The sequence below is a fragment of the Candidatus Poriferisodalis sp. genome, assembly GCF_965219595.1.
In the GTDB taxonomy this organism is placed as follows: Bacteria; Actinomycetota; Acidimicrobiia; order Acidimicrobiales; family Poriferisodalaceae; genus Poriferisodalis.
Map to the genome: position 1 here is coordinate 2,967,443 of NZ_OZ244781.1, position 21,572 is coordinate 2,989,014.

Sequence of the window (21,572 nt, forward strand, 5' to 3'; positions counted from 1 at the left end):
CTGATGGAATGCTCCGCATGGACGTAGTGGCCCGCCTTGCCGACAGCGAGCACGTGGGAGTGCTCGCGCAGATGGCGGCAGACGCCGTGGCTGAGCAGGTGGATGCGCGGGGCGGCTGGGTCTGGTCGCGCCGGGAGGTGAGAACGAGGCCGTTCGAGCAGAGCATTGCAGAGGCCCTCGATGATTCCGACAGTGCGGTGTGGATCGGAGAGATCGACGGCACGCCGGTTGGCTATGCCGTTGCGGTTGTCGAACCATTGCAGACCGGAGAGATGCTGGGGCGCGTCGCCGACCTGTATGTCGCTCCCGGCGCCCGCGAGGTCAGCGTCGGGGAGGTGCTGATCGGAGAGGTGCTGCAGTGGTGCACTGAGCGGGGCTGCGTGGGCGTCGACTCGCTGGCGCTGCCGGGCAATCGTGCCACCAAGAACTTCTTCGAGACATTCGGATTCACTGCACGTCTGCTGGTGCTGCACCGCAAGCTGGCGCCGGACACTGAGTCTCCAAGCGAGCCGACTCCCGAATCGCCGTGAGCGAGCCGATTCCTGAAGTTTGTGTCGGCGGAGTTGCGGTGCGCGGCAGCTCCGTGTTGCTGGTGCGCCGTGGCCGACCGCCGGCAGAGGGACTGTGGGCGTTCCCTGGGGGGCGTGTCGAGCCCGGGGAGTCTCTGAGCGACGCCGTCGAGCGCGAACTGGCCGAAGAGACCGGGCTCGTGGTGCGGTGCGGCCAACTCGTCGGCGTGACCGAGCACATCAGCGAGCAGTTGCACTTCGTGATCTTGGACTACGCCGTGGAGTGCCCCGCCGATGCGATGCCGGTCGCCGGCGACGACGCTGCCGACGCCCGTTTCGTGGGCTTCGACGAGATCAGGTCGGGTGCAGTCCCGCTGTCAGGCGGGATGCGTGACTTCCTCGACCGCCACGTCTTCGCTGGCTGAATCGCTGGCGTCGTTCTCGCTGTCGCTCGACGTGCCAGCGTCGTCGGCTGCGGCTTCAACCACAGGTTCGCTCGGTGCTTCGGCGTCGTCTGCCGAATTCTCGACTTGTGCCCCGGCAGCGTCTTCGGTGGGGGTTTCGGTGTCGCTGCCCGCTTCGGCCGAAGCCTCCGCCGCCTCGCCCTTCGGTCGGCGCCCGCGGCCGCGCCGTGACTGGTTGCGCGGGCGCGCCTCGGTCGGGTCGATACCCAGGGCCGTTGCCACCTCGGGCAGGCGAGATGCCACCTTGCGCACCGCTTCGAGCAGCTCGGGGGTCGGCTCGGCCGGAATGGCAGGCAGCACCACATAGGGCCGCACCGGCGAGTACGCCACCGCCTCGAGCACAACGGCGATCCGGTGCTGGGAAGCTCCGGTGCCCAGCGCGGCATTGGCCTGGGATGTCAGTTCCTGAGCGATCTCGGGGGGAAGCGGCGCGCCGGCCTTGGGAGGGCGGGAGCTGAGGCGCAGCGCTCGCACGACGCGCCCTTCCGTCAGGGTGGTCCGCAGCTCGTCGTGCCATTCATGCTGGCTGCGCTCGACGCGATCGTTGAGCCCTTCCCGGATCTTGTCGGCCAGATCCCGGGTCTCTGCGTCGCGGGCGAAGTCTTCGGCAGCTACCAGCACGGAGCGAAGGTCGCGCAGGTCGACCCGTTCGATGCCGGCGATAGCGGCGTCGGCGCGGTCGCGCCACTCGGCGATCTGCACTGGCCTGATCAGTGATTCCGCGAGCTGGAGCACACCCTCGGCCGGCACTTCGGGCGCACCGTCGGCAGCCGCCTTGCGATTCTGTTCGGTGATCTCGGCCCGCACCGCAGCGAGGCCGCCGCGTACCACCTGTTCGGCCACTACCTGCTGCTCGGCCGGCAGCGAGGCGATAAGTGCCTCACGGTGCTTACGACCAGGGCGGAGCTTGCGCGCTTTGGGGCGCGGGGGGCGGTCGGGGGTATCGGGCTTTTTCTGGGCGTCGGCATCTCGCGCCTGCCGCTTGCCGCTGCCCTCACGCCTGCGACGACCTTCGCCCTCGCGTCGCTTGCGCTGCTGGGGCTTGTCCCCGCTTGAGTCTGCGGCACCGTCACGGCTCCGGCGTGCTCCCTGGCGTTTGCGCTGGGAGCCTCGCGAGTCTCGCTCGCCGCTTCGGCGGCGTCCTCGCTCGCCTTCGCCACTGCGCTTGCGGCCGTCACGACCGCGGCTCACCCTGGTTGTCGTCGTTCCCGCGCCGCGATCCGGCGGGCCGATCAGCTCGATGCGCTCTGCGGGTGGCTTGCCGCTGCGAGCCTTGGGCGGGAGCACCTCGGTGACGAAGATGCCGTCGACCTCGAACTCGGCGTCGACGCGCAGAACATCTCCCGCAGCGGCGCCCTTTGGCAGCAAGCCGCCATCCAGCACGCCTTTCGGCTCTTTCGCTCCTGCGGCGCGCCATGTCCACGAGCCGTCGTCACGCCGGCTGGTCAACTCGACTTCGAGGCGACGGCTCACGGCGCCTTCACCAACACTCGCGGGAGGTTAGTGGCGTGCCTCCGGTTTGGCGGCACGGGATCACGCAGCGCCGCAGGTGCTCCTGGGCCCGATCGGAGGCCTGCGAGAAAATTCCTCGGAGGGGGACGGCAATCGTCGTACCCTCGAAGGCAGCTACCGGGTGCCCCGCGTTACAGCGGTTCACCTAGGCATTCGTGGCGCGCTCACGCACGCCTGTAGCTCTGCAACACCACCAGTCCCTGAAAGGGCCTCCGACGATGGCCGGACCGACCGCACCGACGACGATCGCACGCGAGATCCACGAGATCGATGTCGCCGACGAGATGCGTGACTCGTTCATGCCCTATGCGCTGTCGGTCACGACGGCGCGGGCGATACCTGATGTTCGTGACGGCCTCAAGCCGGTCCAGCGGCGGATCCTCTATGTGATGGACGATCTGGGACTGCGACCCGGCTCGCCGTTCCGCAAGTCGGCTGGGGTCGTGGGCGAGGTGATGGGCAAGTACCACCCCCACGGTGACAGCGCGATCTACGAGGCGATGGTCCGCATGGGCCAGAACTTCGCTATGTCGGTGCCGCTGGTAGAGCCGAAGGGCAACTTCGGCAGCCTCGACGATCCGCCGGCCGCCTACCGCTACACCGAAGCTCGGCTGCGAGGCGCTGCGATGACGATGGTGGCCGACATCGACGAGAACACCGTCGAATTCGCTCCGAACTTCGACGGCGAACGGACCGAGCCCACCTGCCTGCCGGCGCTGCTGCCGAACCTGCTGGTGAACGGCGCCAGCGGCATCGCAGTGGGCATGGCCACCAACATGGCGCCCCACAACCTCGGTGAGGTTGCCGAGGCCATCAAGCTGGTGCTGCGCCGCGCCCAGCGCCGCCCGGGCATCCAGACGCTTATGGAAGTGCTGCCAGGGCCCGACTTCCCCACGGGCGGCAGGGTGCTGTGGGACGAGCAGCTCGCCGAGGCCTATGAGACCGGTCGTGGCTCGGTGCGAATCCGCGCCACGGTGCATTTCGAACGGTTGACGGCCACCAGGCAGGCCATTGTGGTGACCGAGCTGCCGTACATGGTGGGGCCCGAGCGGGTGCTCGCCAAGATCCGGGAACTCGTCAAGGCAGGACAGCTCGACCAAGTTGGCGATGTGAACGACCTGTCGGGCCGCACCAGCGGGCTGCGGCTGGTCATCGAGTGCAAGCCGCACGCCGACCCTCAACAGGTGCTGGCCGAGCTGTGGCGGCGGACGCCATTGGAGGAGTCGTTCGGCATCAACAACGTGGCCTTGGTGGGCGGAGTTCCGCAAACGCTGGGCATCCGGGAGCTGTGTGAGCACTACATCACCCACCGGCTCGACGTCATCGTGCGCCGAACACAGCATCGGCTGGATCGGGCGCGCGAACGCGAGCACATCGTGGAGGGTCTGCTCATCGCGCTCGACGCCATCGACACGGTGATCGCCATCATCCGGGGCTCCGCCGACGTGCAAGCTGCCCGTGCCGGTCTGATCGAGCGGCTGAGCCTGACCGAGGTGCAGGCCAACCACATTCTCGACATGCAGTTGCGGCGGTTGACGGCCTTGGAGACGCAGAAGCTGCGAGACGAGCTGACCGAGCTGCGTACGGCCATTGCGTCGTATCTCGCCATTCTGGAATCCAACGAACGCCGTCGCCAGATCGTCGCCACCGAACTCGACGAACTGGTCGAACAGTTCGGGGTGCCCCGCCGCAGCAAGCTGGTGGAACGTGCGGAGGTCGACGCCGAAGCAGCACGGCTGGCCGACGAGGCGGCCGAGACAGCCAATGGCGGCTCGGCTGGTAGGGGAGCGCTGGCTGGAGTTGCTGGTGGGGGAGTGGCAGTCGCCGGTGTGAGCACGGTGACGCTGTCGACATCGGGTTTGCTCGGGCGCCGTCATGCCGAAGACCCGCTCGCAGCCAAGCCCGGCCGCCACGATGTGCTGGCGGCAGAAGTCACTGTGTCCGATCTCGAAACGGTGACTGCGCTCACCGATCGGGCACGACTGCTCACGGTGGATGTGCGGGTGATTCCCGAGATGGCGCGCGGCAGCAGGGGAGCGCCCCAGAGCGAGATGTTCGATCTGTCCAGGGGCGAACGGATTGTGGCGCTGCTTGCCGCGGAGATCGGTGCGGGCCTCGTAGCGCTGGTGACTCGCAGCGGTACCGGCAAGCGCGTCGATGCAGCCGAGCTGCTGGCGCGCCGCGACGGCGCCTCAGCCATGACGCTGCGCGATCGCGACCGGCTTGTGGCCGCGTTTGAGGCACCTGACGGATCCGAGCTGGCGGTCGTGTCCTCCACCGGTCATGTGCTGCGCACGGCGTCCGACGCCTTCGCTCCCAAGGGGCCGGACGCCGGGGGAGTGAACGCCATGAAGCTCGCTGCAGGGGCCACGGTGCTGACTGCCGCGCAGGTCGCGTTCGGCTCGTTGGTGGCTGCGGTCACCGATGAAGGCACGCTCAAAGTGACCGACATGTCCGAGGTGCCCGCTCAGGGCCGAGGCACCGCAGGTTCGCCGACTGTGCGCTTCGGCGGCTTCGAGACATGCGTTGCCTACGCATGGGTCGGCGTGAATCGCCAGATCGCCGCCATCGTGGCTGACGACGGCGATCCGAAGCGGCCCGACCCCACGCCGGTGCGCCCAGAGCTGGCGCCCACCAAGCGCAACCTGCGGGCCCGGCGGACAGGCCCCAGAATCGTTGCTCTCGGTCAGGATCGGTTCGCATGAGCATGACCACTATCGACCCCACAGCCGACGATGGTCCCAACCGACCGATCGTTCCCGCCGCAGCGGCGGGAACCGGCGTATACGACGCCGACGCCATCGAGGTGCTGGAAGGCCTCGAAGCGGTCCGCAAGCGACCCGGCATGTACATCGGCGGCACCGGTTCTGGCGGGCTCACCCACCTGTTGTGGGAGATCATTGACAACGCCGTGGACGAAGCGGCTGCGGGGCACGGCAAGCTGATCGAGGTCTCCTTCCACGGCGACGGTTCCTACGAGGTCGCCGACCAAGGTCGCGGCATTCCCGTCGACATCAAGGAAGGCGACGTGACTGCGCTGGAAGTGGTGTTCACCGAGCTGCATGCTGGGGGCAAGTTCGGCAACGGCGCGTACGGCGCGTCGGGAGGCTTGCACGGCGTGGGCGCTTCGGTGGTCAACGCGCTGTCATCGCGCATGGAGGTCGAGGTCGACCGCAATGGCCGCACCCACCGGCTGGAGTTTCGGGACCGTGAGGCAGGCAATACCGACGCTGCCGGGCGCTTCCGGCGAGGTCATGCGCTCAAGATCGTGGGGAAGGTGTCACCGAAGCGGACCGGCACGAGGGTGCGTTTCTGGCCCGATGCCGACGTGTTCGATGCCGATGCCTCGATCAGCTACGCCGAGGTTCGTGAGCGCGTGAAGCAGACGTGCTTCCTCGTGCCCAAGGTGAAGATCTCCCTGACTGACCGCCGCCGCGAACCGATCACGTCTGAGGAACTGATGTCGTCGGGAGGCTTGGCCGACTTCGTCGAGCAGTTGCGAGGCGATGCTGAGCCAGTGGGCGGCCTGATCGAGCTGCACGGCACCGAAGATTTCACCGAGCAGGTGCCGGTGGACGGTCAGCTCACCGAGGTCGTCCGTCATTGCGAGGTGGATGTGGCGATGCGCTGGTGTGCATCGTTCGACGCCCGCATCGTGAGCTTCGTCAACACCATTCCCACGCCCGACGGGGGCACCCATGTGGCGGGTTTCGAGCGGGCGCTCACGACTGCCGTGAACGGGGCGCTGGCTGACGCCGATCTGCGCAAGCTGCGGCGCCTGCGAGATGACGCCCGCGCCCAGCGCGACGACGCGCAGGAGGGCCTAGTAGCTGTAGTACGGGTGACGTTTCCCGAACCCCAATTCCGGGGTCAGACCAAGCGCGAGCTCGGGACGCCCCCGGTGCAGCGCACCGTCAACAACATCGTTCGCGACGGTTTGCGCGACTGGTTCTCGGGCACGTCGGCATCGAGCAAGCGGACCCACGTGAAGGCGGTGCTCGACAAGATCTCCAACGCCGTGGTGAACCGGGTGACCACCCGCCGCGCTCTTGACGAGCGGCGCAAGGCGGCAGCGCTGGGATCGGGGGGCATGCCGGCCAAGCTGGCCGATTGCCGGCTGCATCCCGGGGGCGAATTGTTGATCGTGGAGGGCGATTCGGCCGCCGGGCCGGCCAAGCGGGCGCGTGACAGTGCCTGGCAGGCGGTGCTGCCGCTGCGTGGCAAGGTGGTCAACGCCGGCAAAGGCACGGCCAAAGCAGTGCTCGACAACGCGGAGGCGACAGCGCTGTTCACCGCCGTGGGCGGCGGCTCAGGACCGGCGTTCGACCTGGATCAGACCCGCTACAGCCGCGTCGTGCTGCTGGCCGACGCCGACGTAGACGGCAGTCATATTCGCTGCCTGGTGCTCACGCTGGTGTACCACTACATGCGCCCGCTACTCGACGCCGGCAGGGTGTTCGCCGCCCAGCCGCCGACGCACGCCTTCACGATCGGTCAGGAGAAGCGGTTCGTGTACGCCGAGGCAGAACGGGACACGCTGATCGCCGAGTTGGATGCAGCGGGGCGGCGTTACCGGCTGACTCGATTCAAGGGCCTCGGCGAAATGGACGACGCCGAGCTGTTCGAGACCACGCTCAACCCCGAGACGCGAGTGCTGCGCCAGATCACCGTTGGCGATGCGCGAGCAGCGCAGGAGGCATTCGAAGTGATGATGGGCGCGGCGGTCGACCCACGCAGGACCTTCATCGTCGCCCACAGCAGCAGCTACGGCCACGCCCTCGACATCTAAAGCGCCCTGTCGTGGCGGTGTGCCGAAAATCAGGGCAGGCGTTTGGCCAGCGTTGGCTACCTTGACGCGCCGGTGCGCCGCCCCGAACTCGGTCACAAGCCTTCAACCAAGGGGCGGCGCACTTGCAATCCTCAGCGTAACAGCAGAGGCCGGAGTCATTTCCAGGATTATCGAACCGCTTTCGGAACGCCGATAATAGACATTATGTCAAGTTGAGCCGGATTCGGTCTCGAACCCTCTGTGGCAAAGGCTTGGCTCGAACGTGTTGCGCGGCAGCGGCTGCTAGCCCGTGGTTTGTGACGGGCCCGGCGAGTCTGCGGCGGCTTCGCAGGCTGGTGAGGCCCGGCTGCTGTCGTCAAAGCACCAGGGTTGCCATCCCCGGATAACCCACATGTCGTACGCAACCTGCAGGTTGATCTCCGGTTGCAGCCATGGATCGCATGAAGAAGACGGTCGACGACCTGTACGTCGCCCTTCCTCCTTGGCATGGAAGCACCACTGCGCGGCGGGTGTAGCCATGGTGATGCCGTCACAACGCAGTTCCGGCGCACTGATGTCGTCGGGCAGACGGGCAACCTCGGGAAGTCGATCGATGCCTTTGCCCGCCCAGCACGTTGCGTTGAGCTGGAGGAGGCCCCAGTCGTTGGTCACGGAGACCAGGCGTTCGGTGCAGCGCGATTCTCGCCACATCAACGCGAGGACTACGTCGGGGTCCCAATCCCCCATTTCTTGAACCTGAGATCGGTAGCGGTCACATGCCAACGACACTCCTGGCGCAACCGTGCGGCGGAACTGCTGACTCGGTTCGACGAGTTCATATGCGGTCGCGATGGGCGACGCGGGCAGATTCGGATGCTCGACGACCGCGTTGTCTTCCACTCCCTCCCTGCGTGGCGACGCCGGCTCGGAACTGGCTTCGATGATGACCGGCGGTGCTGTCAGCGGGCTGCGTAGGGCCGTCGAGACCGAATCTGCTGATGACAGCGTCGAGCGTTCCGCGGATGGGCTCGCCGGGGGCGACGTGGTGCCCATCTCCGGTGAGCTGGCGGCAGCCAAGATCAATGCACCGATGGCGACGGCCGACACACAGACCATGGCCGCGGCAATGCGCTTGAGATGTCGTGAGAGAAGGGGCATTGCCTCGGGGGGTCGGCAAACGAGGCGGGAGCCTATGGTTCGACGCCCACCGAGAGGCATCAGCGTCCCGGCAGGCCTGGAGCTGGACAGGTAGCGTGATGAGACGGTTGCACAGTCGCCTGGCTTGCTTGCAACCGCTGCGATCAGATCACGCCGAGCAGTACGGGGGCATGCCATGAGCGCTGAGTTCGACATTCACATCAAGGGCGGCACGGTCGTCGACGGCACACGGGTGCCTCGCTACAAGGGCGACGTCTGGATCCGCGACGGCAAGGTCGCCCAGCTCGGCGGCCGCCCGCAGGGCACGGCCGAACGCGAGATCGACGCCACCGGCAAGATCGTGGCGCCCGGCTTTGTCGACCTGCATACCCATTACGACGCCCAGATTCGCTGGGATCCGTGGTGCACCATCTCGGGCTACCACGGCGTGACCTCGGTGGTGCTCGGGAATTGTGGCTTCGGCTTCGCCCCCGTCAAGCCCGAGTTCCGCGATCGCTCCATGCTCACCATGACCCGTACTGAGGCGATCCCCTATGAGTCGATGCGGCTGGGCATGGACTGGGACTGGGAGACCATCCCCGAGTATCTCGATTCGTTGGACCGTGCCCCCAAGGGGGTCAACGTCATCCAGTACATGCCCACGGCGTCGCTGATGACCTACGTCATGGGCCTCGAGAAGGCCAAGGCGGGCGAGCCGGCGTCGGAAGCCGAGCGCAAGGAGATGGCTCGCCTCCTGCACGAGGGCATGGATGCGGGGCTCTGCGGCTTCTCCATCCAGCGCCTCGGCCCTGACAGCGTGCAGGCCGACTTCGACGGCTCCCCCATGGTCACCGACATCATGTGCGACGAGGACATCCTGAACTTGGCGCGCGTGCTGGCCGAGCGGGACGAGGGCTTCATCCAGATCACCCAGGGCACCGGCGACATCCGGGCCGACATCAAGTTCCTCGAAGTGCTGGCTGGCGCCGCCCAACGGCCGATCCTGCACAACGTGGTAGCGCCCGCCCGCAAGGATCCCGAGGTGCATCGCCGGCCCTTGCGCTGGATCGACAAGTGCTGGAACCAGGACCTGCCGATCTACGCACAGTGCGGCACCGGGCGCGCAGGTTTCGCCTTCACGCTTGAGCACTGGAACCTCTACGACGCCTCCCCCGCCTGGCGTGCGGTCACCACGGGCTCCAAGGAGGAGAAGATCGAAAAGATGGCCGATCCGGAGCTGCGCAAGGCGCTGGTGGACGAGGCCGAGGAAGCCGACCGCCGGCTGCAGGTCATTCAGGCAGGCGTGGGCGGCAACCCCAAGGGCCTGATCGTGCAGGGAGTCAACCGCCAAGCCGACATGCAGCAGTACGTCGGCCGCTCCGTCGGCGATCTGGCCGAAGAACAAGGCAAGCACCCCGTGGAGGTCATGCTGGATCTGTCCCTGCAGGGCGATCTGAACGTGGAGTTCCTGGGCCCCGACAAGGGCTCGAACGCCGAGTTCATGGGCGAGATGATGCAGTCGCCGTACGCCATCCCCGGCGTCTCTGACGGCGGCGCGCACACCAAGTTCTTCAGCGGCGGCTCCTACACCACCGACTTCCTGACGTGGCTGGTGCGCGACGAAGGCACCGTGACTCTGGAGGAAGCGCACTACCGGCTCTCGGCACTAGCGGCCCACGCTGCGGGCTTCAAAGACCGTGGCACGCTGCGTGAAGGCGCCGCCGCTGACGTGGTGGTCTACGACATGGAGGAGCTCGAAATCGATCCGCCGTGGATCGGCAACGTCGAGCACGACCTTCCGGGCGGCGAGTGGCGCCGGGTCCAGCGGGCCAAGGGCTACGACCAGATCATCGTCAACGGCGAGGTCACCTTCGAGTCCGGCGAATGCACCGGCGCAACCCCCGGCCGGCTGCTGCGCCACGGCCGCGGCTGACAGAGGCTGAGCCGAAGGGCGAAGCCGTGGCCCGAGCGGCCCGTGAGCCCAATCACATGAGCATGGGGAACAAGAGCGGGAAGCAATGGCGACGCGACGGGCATCTGCAGAAAGGACTGCGACACATGACCATCACTCCTGAGACCTACGACGGCCCCACCGAGGTCGACTTCCACTTCGACGTGATGTGCCCCTGGGCATACCAGACCTCCATCTGGATGCGCGACGTGCGCGACCAGTTGGGGCTGACCGTGAACTGGAAGTTCTTCAGCCTCGAAGAGGTGAACCTGCGCGAGGGCAAGAAGCATCCCTGGGAGCGCGACTGGAGTTACGGCTGGTCGATGATGCGCATCGGGGCGATCCTGCGGCGAGAGTCGATGGATCTGCTCGACCAGTGGTATGCGGTGTCGGGCGAGGCGCTCCATGTCGACGGCAACCGTCCCCACAATCCCGACGTGGCCCGTCATCTGCTCGAACAGATCGGGGCCGATCCCGGCATTGTCGAGCTCTCCATCGACGACCAGAGCACCCATGACGAGATCAAGGCTGAGCACCAGCGGGTCATCGACTCGGGCGGCTTCGGCGTGCCCACGCTGTACTTCGGCGACACGGCGATCTTCGGACCGGTGCTGCTCGACCCGCCCACCGGCGACGCAGCGCTGCGCATGTGGGACCTGGTTCTGGGCTGGCTGGAGTTCCCGCACCTGTACGAGATCCAGCACATGCCGCGCGACGAGAAGAAGATCTTCGACACCTTCAGGCCGTACCTCGAGGCACGCGACTGGGTGAGCATCAACCGCGGCAAGGAAGTCGGCTTCGAGCCTGCGGCGGCGGACTGATCAATGGACCGTGCACGGCACAGCGATGTCGTGGTGCTGGGCGCCGGGGTGTCGGGCATCTACCAGATCAAGCGGCTCGTCGACCTCGGCATCGATGCTGTCGTCCTCGAGGGCGAAGATGATCTCGGGGGCACGTGGTACCGCAATCGCTACCCGGGTTGCCGGTTCGACTCGGAGAGTTACACGTACGGGTACTCCTTCTCGAAGGAGGTGCTCGACGAGTGGCACTGGAAGGAGCGCTTCTCGTCTCAGCCGGAGAATCTGCGCTACCTGAACTTCGTGGTCGACAAGTTCGACCTTCGCCGCCATATGCGCTTCGGTTCCAGGGTCGAGCGGATGGCGTGGGACGACAGTGCACGGCACTGGCATCTGCGGCTCAGCGACGGCAGTTCGCATACGGCGCGCTTTGTCATCACCAGCCTCGGCCCCCTGTCGGCACCGACATTGCCGAGCTATGACGGCATGGACGCATTCGAGGGCGAGGCATTTCACACCTTCTTCTGGCCTGCCGAGCCGGTTGCGCTGGAGGGGCGACGGGTCGGCGTCATCGGCACCGGGGCGACGGGCATCCAGGTGATCGCTGAGATCGCCGACAAGGCTGCGGAGCTCAAGGTGTTCCAGCGTCGGCCCAACTGGAGCACTCCGCTCAACAACTCCCCCATCTCCGACGCCGAGATGGACGAGATCCGGGGGCGCTACGACGAGATCTTCGCCAACTGCGCTGCCTCGCCTGGCGGCTTCGAGCACGTGCCACAGTGGGGGTTCTGGGACAAGACGGCGACCGAGCGCCGCGCCTTCTGGGATGAGCTCTATTCGCAGTCCGGCTTTGCCATCCTGGCCGCGAATTTCGCGGAGATCTTCTTCGACGAGACGGCCAACCGAGAATTGTCCGACTACATCGCAGACCGCATTCGCGGCCGGGTCGACGACCCCGCCGTGGCCGAGAAGCTGATCCCGACAGACCACGGCTTCGGGCTCCAGCGCCTGCCGCTGGAAACCCACTATTTCGAGGCCTACAACCGACCCAACGTGGAGTTGGTCGACCTGCGGGAGACACCGATCGAGCACTTCACGCGCACCGGCATTCAGACCAGCGGCGCCCACTACGACCTCGATCTGATCGTCTATGCCACCGGGTTCGATGCCATCACCGGAGCGTATGACCGCGTGGAGATTCTCGGCGTCGACGGCACCTCGCTGGCCGAGCGCTGGCGGGACGGACCGAGCACGTACTTGGGCGTGCTGTCGCACGGGTTCCCCAACCTGTTCATGGTGGCCGGACCTCAGAGCGTGTCAGGGTCGACAAACTTCCCCCGGGCGATCGAGACCGGTGTGGACTGGGTCACCGACTTGGTGGCCTATGCATTCGAGAACGGCCACAGCAGGGTCGAGGCCGAGCTCGGGGCCGAGCAGGAATGGGTGAACGAGGTAATCCGTGCCCATGAACGGATGCTGTTCCGTCGAAGCAAGGGCTGGTTCACCGGCTACAACTCCAACGTTGCCGGCCATCAGGAAGGCAGCGTCCGCTATCAGGCCTATTTCGGCGGAGCGCCCCGCTATCGGGCCAAGGTCGACGCGATCGCCGCTGACGGCTACGAGGGCATCCAGCTCGGGTGACGTCGACCGGGTCCGTGCACGTCGAGGTGCAGCGGACCGGCTGTCTCAACAGCGCTCAGGACGCTGTGAACTCCTCGTCGTCCGAAGCGAGCAGGTCCCCGGCTGCCGCCAGTGCCCCGGCCATCGCGACGGCACGCTGGTAGACGGCTTCGAAGTAGTGCTCCGCGGCCGCCTCGCGTCCCGCCAGAGGCGGTTTGCCGAGCGAGCGCACGGTCGACGTCGGATCCGTCGTGACCGAGATACGGCGCGTCTCGGTGAGAATGTCGGGGGGCTGATCGGGCCCAGCGTCTCCAGCGTCAGCGTTGGCCGATCCGTCTGCTGTTCCATTGGCCGCGGCATCAGGTTGTTCTGGCGGCGTCGTCGCGCCCGCAGCTCCATGCCAGAACGCTGCACTCGCCTCAGCGGCCTGCCGTTGCTGGACCTCAGCCCCGTCGATGCGGCGGGTACGCGACGTCTTGCGTCGACGACGATTGCTCATGACGCACCTACGCCTGCAGGCACCAGGTCTGCCACCGGGGGCGTGCTGGTGTCGATCCCGTTGGAATCGTCGGCGAGGAGGGCATCAGGATCGATGCCCAAGGCGTGCCGGAGCTGCTCGGCGTCGAGATCGCCGATGGAGCTGGACTTCGGCAGCACCATGTCGGCGATGCGCCGCTTGCCGGCCACGACCTCCTCCACCCGTTCGTCCACCGTGCCCGGACAGACCAGGCGGTGGCAGATGACCGTGCGCGTCTGACCGATGCGCCATGCCCGGTCGCGAGCCTGATCCTCGACAGCGGGATTCCACCAGCGGTCGTAGAGCACCACATGACTCGCCGCGGTCAGGTTCAAGCCGGTGCCACCTGCCTTGAGCGACAGCACCATCGCCCCAGGCCCGTCCTCGGACTGGAAGCGTCGCACCATGCGATCGCGGGCAGAGCGACCGAGCCCGCCGTGGTAGCAGTCGATCTGCAATCCAGTCCGTCGCGTCAGATGAGCGGCCAGCCGCTCGCCCCAGGTGGCGAAGTGAGTGAACACCAGTGCCCGCTCCCCCGCTGCGAAGACCGCCTCGAGAATCTCGTGCAGCCGATCGAGCTTGCCACTGCGCCCGTCGATCTCCTCGTCGATGTCGTCGGGCCGGTAGTTGAGCGGATGGTTGCAGATCTGCTTGAGGGCCGTAATGGCGGCCAGCACTGCTCCCTTGCGCCGCTCCCCCGCTTGCTCGCTCTCGGCCGTGTCGACGATCAGCTGGTCGAGCACCGCCTGGTAGAGGCCGATCTGCTCTGGCGTCATCGCGCAATGCGCGAGCTCGTCGATGCGATCGGGCAGCTCGGCCGCGATCTGCGGCTCTGCCTTGGTGCGACGGAACACCAGCACCCCATTGAGCGCATGCAGGGCCGACTCGGCGGCGCCGCGTGCGTCGCCGGGACGCTGCAACTGTGCGATGAACGGTGTCCTGGAACCCACCAGGCCTGGATTGCAGAAGTCCATGATCGCCCAGAGGTCGCCGAGGCCGTTCTCGATCGGGGTTCCGGTCAAGGCAATGCGAATCCGGGCTGACAGCCGGCGCAGCTGCTTGGCGGTCTCGCTGGTGTGGTTCTTGATGACCTGCGCCTCATCAACCACGATCCGGTCCCAGGCCACCTCCTCGAGAGCGTCGATGTCGCGCACTGCAGTGCCATAGGTGGTGATCACCACATCGATCTGCCCGTTCTCGACTGAGCCAACGCCATCGCGCAGCGCCTCGACCAGCTCGGCGGGCTCACGCCGGGCGGGGCCGTGATGAATGATCGTCGACAGCCCCGGTGTGAAGCGCGCCGCTTCGGCCGCCCAGTTGCTGACAACCGCCGGTGGTGCGATGACCAGAGCCGGACCCGGTCGCTGGTCTGCAGCAATGCGAGCGAGCACTGTGGGGGTTTTCCCCAGACCCATGTCCAAGGCGAGGCAGCCGCCGAGGCCGGCTCCGTCGAGGAATTCCAGCCAGGCAACCGCTTCGGCCTGGTAGTTGCGCAGCTCGCCCACGAAACCCTCGGGGCTGGGCCGGGGCGCGGACGAGATCTCCGACGCCGAGCGCAGCAGATCGGCCGCCCAGCCGCTGCCGGAGATGGTGATGCCGCCGCGCACCGACGGGCCTTCGAGGCCCAGTACCTGGCGCAGCATCTGCGATCCGGTGAGGGCAGTGACATCTGCGCGCTCGGCGAGCGCGGCGGCCGCCTCGGCGAGGTCGGCGTGATCCAGCGCGATCCACTGACCCCGGTCGCGTACAAGCGGCCGTGCTTGGGAGGCCAGTTCGTGAATCTGATCTGCGGTGAGCTCCACGTCTCCGAAGACCGCTGTCCAGCTCACGGCGGTGAGCTGCTGTGCTCCCAGGGCGCTGTCGGCGTCCTCGGTGGCGGTGAGTCGGAGCGAGGGAGCCGGACGCTCGCGGGAGAGGTTCGGGACCTCAACCTTGAAGCCCGCGGACTGCAGTGCCGGCCCCGTCACCGACATCAGCTCCCATGCCTCGTCCTGGCTGAGAATCACTTCGCCGCGCCGCTTGCCCCCGGGACGCATCAGCACCGGCAGCAGACGTTCGAGGCGGGTGAGCTGATCGCGCACTTCGGTCCGATGCGAGCTGACGCCGCTCACCATCGCGACCTCGACGGGCTCGGTCGCGCCTTCGGGGCTGGTGGCGAGCACCTCCATGTGCCACGCCCCGGCGTCGTCGGGCTCGTCCAGCCGAACGACCAGCGACTGCCGGGCGGCGGCAGTCACCGGCCTGGCCCACAGCTCGACGCGGCGGGCCAGATCGGAGCCCTGAGTCGCCGAGCCGACAAAGCGCGTGCCGTCGAGGTATGCCAGGAAAGCCTCGGCCATCTCCGCCCGACTCCGAGGCTCGGGCGATGCGGCAGGAACATCGAGCCGTTTCGCGGCACTCGTCACGATGGCGTCGACCATGCCGGACAGGGCCGATTGCACCGTGGTCCGCGCCTCTGACTTGGGTTCGGGTGCGGCCACTGCACCTGGCAGGCAGTCGATGAGCGCCGTCAGCTGATCTGCTGGCGGCGAGGCGGGCTGCCACTGCACCGAGAATTCCGCCGTGTCAGGCCGCTTGCGGTTACGACGCTTGCGGACTCGGTGGAGCCGCGGCACTGTTCGCCCACCTGCCACCAGTTCCACCGCCGTCCTGGCCGCGGTTCGCAGCCAGAGTGCGCTGGCACCCAGCAAGAGGTCGCCGTTCGGGCTGCTCTCGGCAGTGTCGAGCTGCTCGTTGCCGTGCAGGGACTCGTCGTCGCTGGCTGGATCGCTGTCGGCTGCGACGCCGGGAGAGCTTCCGGATATCGACGACGAGCCGGCCGAGCTGCCGGCCGCCGGACCATGGAGACCGACCAACCAGCCCAGGACGTCGCCGACGTCAGCCACCAGTGCCTCGGCGCTCATCCCGCCCGGCAGCTTGATGTTCGGATGGGGGCGCCAGACACTGTCTGGGGCTCCGGTGGCCACCAGGCGATCCATGATCCGATCTGTGGGGTCGGGCTCGGTGCCGGCGCCTGCAGCCCACGCAACGATCCGGCCGGGCTGCCACGACAGCTGCAGTGCGGCCGGTTCGGGCAGCGGACCTGCTGCGGCATCGCCGGTGCCAGGATCCGAGGCTGCGTCATCGGGCGACTCGGTGGCATCGAGGCCCGTCAGACGCTCGTAGGCGGCGGCAAGCTCGGAGAAATCGGTTTCGAAGTCTCGCACGACCTGCCGGCGGATCGGCCGGGGCAGCCGTCGGGCCCCTGACAGCGAGGATTCCGTCTGGTCGAGCAGATCCAGGAGAACTCGTTCCCAGCGCAGCCGGTCGGTCTCGAGCGCGGCGAGATCGTCCGTCCCGGCGGTGCCTTGCGCCTCGGCCCAGACAAGACGCGCTATCTGGGACCAGCGCATCGTTGCGAGAGCAGAGGCCGCCGCGCCATTGCGCCCGGCGCCGTTGGGCCCTGTGGCGGAATCGGAGATGTCGCCGTTGCGACCGGTGTCATCGGCGGGCGCGAGCTGCTGAAGCGCCGGCGCGCCCCGGTTCGGAGTATGGGTCGGTGAGTCTTCGTCGCTCATCGCGTCATGCAGGGGCACGGGCAGGTGGGCTGCAACGCCTGTCCGGACTGCGCTGGGGGCATGGCCCGAACCGTCGATGCAGGACCTGCTGCGGACACAGTCACCGTGGTCGGCACTGTGGCCCTGGTCCGCTGCCGAGACCGCACGACCGATGCACGGTCGCCGGTGTGCAGTCGCCGGCTACGCGGACTGAGGGTACTGGACACGCATTGCATCGCAACGCGGTTGCTCGCTTACCCTGCGTCTGATGCGATGGTCTGATTCGTTCATCCCGACGCTGCGCGATGCGCCCGGCGACGCCACCGCCGCGAGTCATCAGCTGCTCGTGCGGGCTGGCTTCATCCGCCAGCTGCACTCGGGGCACTACAGCTTGCTGCCGCTCGGACTGCGCGTGCACAACAAGGTCGCCGATGTCGTCAGAGCGGAAATGGATGCCATCGGCGCGCAGGAGTTCCTGCTGCCAGCGATGCACCCCGGCGATCTGTGGCGACGCAGCGGCCGATGGAGCGTGATGGGCTCGGAGATGTTCCGCCTGCGCGACCGCCACGATGCAGACGTCGTGCTGGGCATGACGCACGAAGAGGTCTTCGCAGTGCTGGCTTCTGAGATGAGCTCGTACCGGGAACTGCCCCAGACCTGGTACCAGATCCAGACCAAGTTCCGTGACGAGCCCCGCCCGCGCAGCGGCCTGCTGCGTGTGCGCGAGTTCATGATGAAAGACTCATACAGCTTCGACATGGACGAAGAAGGTCTTGACAGGTCATTCGAGGCGCACCGCAAGGCCTACGAGACGATCTTCAAGCGGCTCGATCTCGAGGCCATGGCCGTACAGGCGTCCTCGGGCGCCATGGGCGGCGACGCCAGCGTCGAGTTCATGGTGGCGTCGCCTGCAGGCGAGGACGACGTGGCCCGGTGCACGGGCTGCGGGTATCAGGCGAACATCGAGCGGGCCCGCGCGGCAGTGCCGCCCATCGCTGATCCGCCTTGCGGCGACGCACCTGAGCGATTCGCGACACCGGGCGTCCGCACCATCGACGCGCTCGCGTCGTTCGAGGGCGGCGCGCCCGCCGATCGGCAGCTCAAGACCATGGTCATGGTTCTCGACGATCAGCTCACGCTGGTGGTCTTGCGAGGCGACCACCAGCTCAACCTGCAGAAGCTGGCCGACTGCAGCGGCGTGACCGATGTGCGTCCTGCCACCGAATCCGAGACGGTGGCGCAGCTCGGCGCCAGTCCCGGAAGCCTGGGAGCGGTCGGTGTCGAAGATCTGCCGATCTATGTCGATGAGGCGCTGCGGGGCCGAACCTCGATGACCACCGGGGCCAATGAAGACGACTGGCACCTGCGTGAAGTGGATGTAGCGCGTGACATCATCGATCCTCGCTGGGCTGATCTACGCGAAGTCGCAGCGGGCGAGGCGTGCATCGTGTGCGGCAAGCCGCTGGAGATCGTGCGCTGCATCGAAGCGGGCCACATCTTCAAGCTGGGCCGCAAGTACTGCGAGGCGATGGGCGTGTCGGTGCTCGATACGAACGGCGAGGCCCGCACCCCGATTATGGGCAGCTACGGCATCGGCATCGGGCGGGCGATGGCCGCGGTGGCCGAGACTCATCACGACGAGCGCGGCCTGATCTGGCCTGTCGCTGTAGCGCCGTTCGAGGCAGTCATCACCGTGCTGGATCCTGCCGATGAAGCCCAGTCGGCAGCCGGCGAGGGGCTCCAACGCGAACTGGCGGCGCTCGGGATCGACTGCCTGTATGACGACCGACCGCTGCGGCCGGGTGTGAAGCTGGCCGACGCGGAGCTCGTCGGCGTGCCCTACCGGCTCACGGTCGGCGCGCGCAGCCTGGCGGAGGGCAACGTGGAGCTGACCGAACGCTCAACCCGCGAGACACGCCTGCTCACAGTGGCCGAGGCGGCGGCCGTGACAGCCGGAGAGATCGACGCGCATCGCCGCTGAAATGCGCCGGCAGACGCCGGCATGTCGCCTTGAATTCACGTGCTCCCATGTCGCTGTTCCGGCGGGGTTCGTGGTACCGTACTGCTGTACCGTTCTGCGGCACAGTTCCACTATGCGGAACAGCAATCTGCTGGACAGCACATCGGGACGACTTGGCCGCAGGACCCATGCTGAATCTTGGACAGTTGACCGGGACGGGGGTGCCCGGCACACGTCATGACCATGGCGAGGGGGCAAGGCATGGCCGATGCGGCAACCGTCGACAGCGCCGATGCTGATGAGGAGATCGACCTCTCAGCCCTCGACGACGACGATCTCATCGCACAGATGCATGACGATCTCTATGACGGGCTCGGCCCCGAGATCGTCGAAGGCACCGAGCTGTTGCTCGGGCGCGGCTGGGGGGCCGACAAGGTCCTCAATGAAGCGCTGGTCGAGGCCATGCGCATCGTCGGCATCGACTTTCGCGACGGGATCCTGTTCGTTCCCGAAGTACTGCTCGCGGCCAACGCCATGAAGGCCGGCATGGAGGTACTCCGGCCACTGCTGGCAGAGACCGGCGCAGAACCGATCGGCAAGATCGTCATCGGCACCGTCAAGGGCGACATCCATGACATCGGCAAGAACCTGGTGGGGATGATGCTCGAGGGTGCGGGTTTCGAGGTGGTGGACCTGGGGATCAACACCGACGTCGACGAGTTCCTCGGCGCCCTCGCTGAGCATCGGCCCGACATCTTGGGCATGTCAGCGCTGCTGACCACCACCATGCCGTACATGAAGGTGGTGGTCGACACGCTGATCGAGCAAGGCCTGCGCGACGACTACCTCGTCATCGTCGGCGGCGCCCCGCTGAATCAGGAATTCGGCGAAGCGGTCGGGGCAGATGCCTACTGCCGCGATGCTGCCGTCGCGGCGGAGACCGCCACAGACCTCATCAGGGCCCGGCGCGCTGCCGCTGCGTGAGATGACAGCCACCTCGTCTCGGGAATCGACCGCTCGCCGGCGACGGCGCTCGCGTGCGCGCCGGGTAGCCGAGGCTGCAGCAAAACCTGCGGCAGCGCGGCGCGCACCGCGGCCGGCTGCCGCTTCAGCAGAGAGCCGATCACGCCGCGTGCTGGTACTCGGCTGCGGTGCACTCGCCAACGAGCTGCAGGCGATTGTCGGCAGCGGAGGCCTCGAACACATCGATGTGGAGTGCCTGCCGGCGAAGCTGCATAACCGTCCTGCGCTCATTGCGCCGGAAGTGCGCGCACGGCTGGACCGGCTCGCACAGCAGGGTCGAACCTACGAACAGATACTCCTCGGCTATGGCGATTGCGGCAGCGCTGGAGCCATCGACGACCTGTGCGCCGAGTTCGAGCGAGCTCATGCGGCAGGCGACGGGCCCTCGATGACCCGAGTGCCCGGCGCGCATTGTTACGAGTTCTTCGCCACGGCCCCGCGATTCGACGAGATGTCCGAAGCCGAACCGGCGACCTTCTACCTGACCGACTATCTGGCCCGTCACTTCGACCTCCTGGTCTGGCAGGGCCTCGGCATTGCCGACCATCCTGAGCTGGCAGAGCTCTACTTCGGCAACTACCGCCGCGTGGTGCTGCTGACCCAGACGCCCGATGGCGCTCAGCGCGCTCGCATCGAGGCCTGCGCTCGTGCCGGAGCTGACCGCCTCGGCCTCCCGCTCGAAATCGTCGAGACCGGCTATGGAGAACTCGAGACCACACTGACCAGCGTCGCTGCGCCAAAGCGCAGCACTGTGCCTTCCGAGCTCACTGCGCCAAAGCGCAGTACTGCAACTTCCGAGGTCGCTGCGCCAAAGCGCAGCGAACGGCCCCAGGCAGCGGTGTGACCGACACCGTCATCAGCTCCGCCACGCGTGAGGTGGTAATCGGCTTCGGCCGGCCGTTCGTGATGATCGGCGAGCGCATCAATCCCACCGGTCGCAAGCTGCTCGCTGAGGAGATGAAGGAGGGTGACTTCAGCCGGGTCGAAGCTGACGCACTGGCACAAGTGACGGCCGGCGCCCACATGCTCGATGTCAATGCCGGCGTGCCGCTCGCCGACGAGCCTGCACTGCTCGCAGCGGCGGTGAAGCTGGTGCAGTCGGTCACCGATGTTCCGCTCAGCATCGACTCGTCGATCATCGAGGCGCTCGAAGCTGGCGTAGACGCCTACGTGGGCAAGCCCCTCATCAACTCCGTGACCGGAGAGCCGGAGGTGATGGAGCGGGTGCTCCCGCTGGTGGCGCGGGCCGGGGCGGCAGTGGTCGCCATCTCCAACGACGAGACCGGCATCAGCGAGGACCCCGACGTCCGCTTCGACGTAGCGAAGCGGATTGTGAGCGCCGCAGCCGACTACGGCATTCCCACGGCAGACGTGGTGGTGGACCCGCTCGTGATGCCGATAGGCGCCATGGCCACGGCAGGACGGCAGGTATTCCACCTCGTGCGCCGGCTGCGTGACGAACTGGGCGTCAACACCACTTGCGGGGCCTCCAATGTGAGCTTCGGGCTGCCCAACCGGCACATCATCACCGGCACCTTCCTGGCTATGGCGATCGGTGCCGGGATGACATCGGCCATCATGAACCCGCTCCACGCCGATGTGAAGGCAGCAGTCATGGCTGGCGATGTCCTCGCTGGCAACGACGAGAACTGTGCGGCGTGGATCTCCGAGCACCGCGACCGCAGCGCAATGGGGGCCGACAGTGCTGCCAGCGCAGGGTCCGGCGAACGTCCCCGTCGACGGGGCGGACGTCGCGCGCGCACTGGTTAGGGGAGCCC

The 21,572-nt window shown here is 67.1% G+C and carries 15 protein-coding genes; 11 read left to right on the top strand and 4 right to left on the bottom strand.

Features of this window, described 5'->3' with window-relative positions; genetic code table 11:
• Nucleotides 1–17: 17 nt before the first annotated feature.
• Nucleotides 18–530, top strand: a complete 513-nt coding sequence (locus tag ACOQPE_RS13150) for a GNAT family N-acetyltransferase (protein WP_420609344.1) — start codon at nt 18–20, stop codon at nt 528–530.
• A complete protein-coding gene (locus tag ACOQPE_RS13155; protein ID WP_420609345.1) occupies nt 527–934 on the top strand; it encodes an NUDIX hydrolase in 408 nt (135 codons plus the stop codon). The genes ACOQPE_RS13150 and ACOQPE_RS13155 overlap by 4 nt, the downstream gene beginning before the upstream one ends.
• Here the strand turns inward: ACOQPE_RS13155 and ACOQPE_RS13160 are convergent.
• Nucleotides 887–2,446 carry a hypothetical protein gene (locus tag ACOQPE_RS13160; RefSeq protein ID WP_420609346.1) on the bottom strand — a complete coding sequence of 520 codons (1,560 nt, stop codon included), beginning with the start codon at nt 2,444–2,446 and terminating at the stop codon, nt 887–889. The two genes, ACOQPE_RS13155 and ACOQPE_RS13160, sit on opposite strands and share 48 nt — an antisense overlap.
• Nucleotides 2,447–2,703: 257 nt before the next feature.
• Here ACOQPE_RS13160 and ACOQPE_RS13165 point away from each other — a divergent pair, with 257 nt between their 5' ends.
• Both ACOQPE_RS13165 and ACOQPE_RS13170 read left to right on the top strand, forming a co-directional pair.
• Nucleotides 2,704–5,190 carry a DNA gyrase/topoisomerase IV subunit A gene (locus ACOQPE_RS13165; protein ID WP_420609347.1) on the top strand — a complete coding sequence of 829 codons (2,487 nt, stop codon included), beginning with the start codon at nt 2,704–2,706 and terminating at the stop codon, nt 5,188–5,190.
• Nucleotides 5,187–7,274 (top strand): DNA gyrase/topoisomerase IV subunit B, encoded by a 2,088-nt coding sequence (locus tag ACOQPE_RS13170; RefSeq protein ID WP_420609348.1) that lies wholly within the window; start codon nt 5,187–5,189, stop codon nt 7,272–7,274. Before ACOQPE_RS13165 ends, ACOQPE_RS13170 begins: the two co-directional genes overlap by 4 nt.
• A gap of 282 nt (nt 7,275–7,556) precedes the next feature.
• On the opposite strand, the gene ACOQPE_RS13175 is transcribed toward ACOQPE_RS13170, so the two are convergent.
• Complete coding sequence (locus ACOQPE_RS13175; protein WP_420609349.1) at nt 7,557–8,360, bottom strand: hypothetical protein; 804 nt, start codon at nt 8,358–8,360, stop codon at nt 7,557–7,559.
• A gap of 226 nt (nt 8,361–8,586) precedes the next feature.
• Here ACOQPE_RS13175 and ACOQPE_RS13180 point away from each other — a divergent pair, with 226 nt between their 5' ends.
• From ACOQPE_RS13180 to ACOQPE_RS13190, 3 genes are all read left to right on the top strand, one after another.
• Complete coding sequence (locus tag ACOQPE_RS13180) at nt 8,587–10,323, top strand: N-acyl-D-amino-acid deacylase family protein (protein ID WP_420609350.1); 1,737 nt, start codon at nt 8,587–8,589, stop codon at nt 10,321–10,323.
• Between the two features lie 125 nt (nt 10,324–10,448).
• The gene (locus tag ACOQPE_RS13185; protein ID WP_419853460.1) at nt 10,449–11,162 is read left to right on the top strand and encodes a DsbA family protein; all 714 of its coding nucleotides are present in this window, start codon (nt 10,449–10,451) and stop codon (nt 11,160–11,162) included.
• Nucleotides 11,163–11,165: 3 nt separating this feature from the next.
• The gene (locus ACOQPE_RS13190; RefSeq protein WP_420609351.1) at nt 11,166–12,779 is read left to right on the top strand and encodes a flavin-containing monooxygenase; all 1,614 of its coding nucleotides are present in this window, start codon (nt 11,166–11,168) and stop codon (nt 12,777–12,779) included.
• 55 nt (nt 12,780–12,834) lie between these two features.
• Here the strand turns inward: ACOQPE_RS13190 and ACOQPE_RS13195 are convergent, their stop codons facing one another.
• The gene (locus ACOQPE_RS13195; protein ID WP_420609352.1) at nt 12,835–13,257 is read right to left on the bottom strand and encodes a hypothetical protein; all 423 of its coding nucleotides are present in this window, start codon (nt 13,255–13,257) and stop codon (nt 12,835–12,837) included.
• Nucleotides 13,254–16,832 (bottom strand): DEAD/DEAH box helicase, encoded by a 3,579-nt coding sequence (locus tag ACOQPE_RS13200; RefSeq protein WP_420609353.1) that lies wholly within the window; start codon nt 16,830–16,832, stop codon nt 13,254–13,256. Before ACOQPE_RS13200 ends, ACOQPE_RS13195 begins: the two co-directional genes overlap by 4 nt.
• A 247-nt stretch (nt 16,833–17,079) precedes the next feature.
• Here ACOQPE_RS13200 and ACOQPE_RS13205 point away from each other — a divergent pair, with 247 nt between their 5' ends.
• The 4 genes from ACOQPE_RS13205 (at nt 17,080) to ACOQPE_RS13220 (ending at nt 21,564) form a co-directional block, all read left to right on the top strand.
• Nucleotides 17,080–18,792, top strand: a complete 1,713-nt coding sequence (locus ACOQPE_RS13205; RefSeq protein ID WP_420609354.1) for a proline--tRNA ligase — start codon at nt 17,080–17,082, stop codon at nt 18,790–18,792.
• A 240-nt stretch (nt 18,793–19,032) separates the two neighbouring features.
• Nucleotides 19,033–19,755 (top strand): corrinoid protein, encoded by a 723-nt coding sequence (locus ACOQPE_RS13210; RefSeq protein ID WP_420609355.1) that lies wholly within the window; start codon nt 19,033–19,035, stop codon nt 19,753–19,755.
• Nucleotides 19,756–19,903: 148 nt separating this feature from the next.
• Complete coding sequence (locus ACOQPE_RS13215; RefSeq protein WP_420609356.1) at nt 19,904–20,638, top strand: DUF1638 domain-containing protein; 735 nt, start codon at nt 19,904–19,906, stop codon at nt 20,636–20,638.
• Nucleotides 20,635–21,564 carry a dihydropteroate synthase gene (locus ACOQPE_RS13220; protein ID WP_420609357.1) on the top strand — a complete coding sequence of 310 codons (930 nt, stop codon included), beginning with the start codon at nt 20,635–20,637 and terminating at the stop codon, nt 21,562–21,564. Before ACOQPE_RS13215 ends, ACOQPE_RS13220 begins: the two co-directional genes overlap by 4 nt.
• The last annotated feature ends 8 nt before the right edge of the window (nt 21,565–21,572 follow it).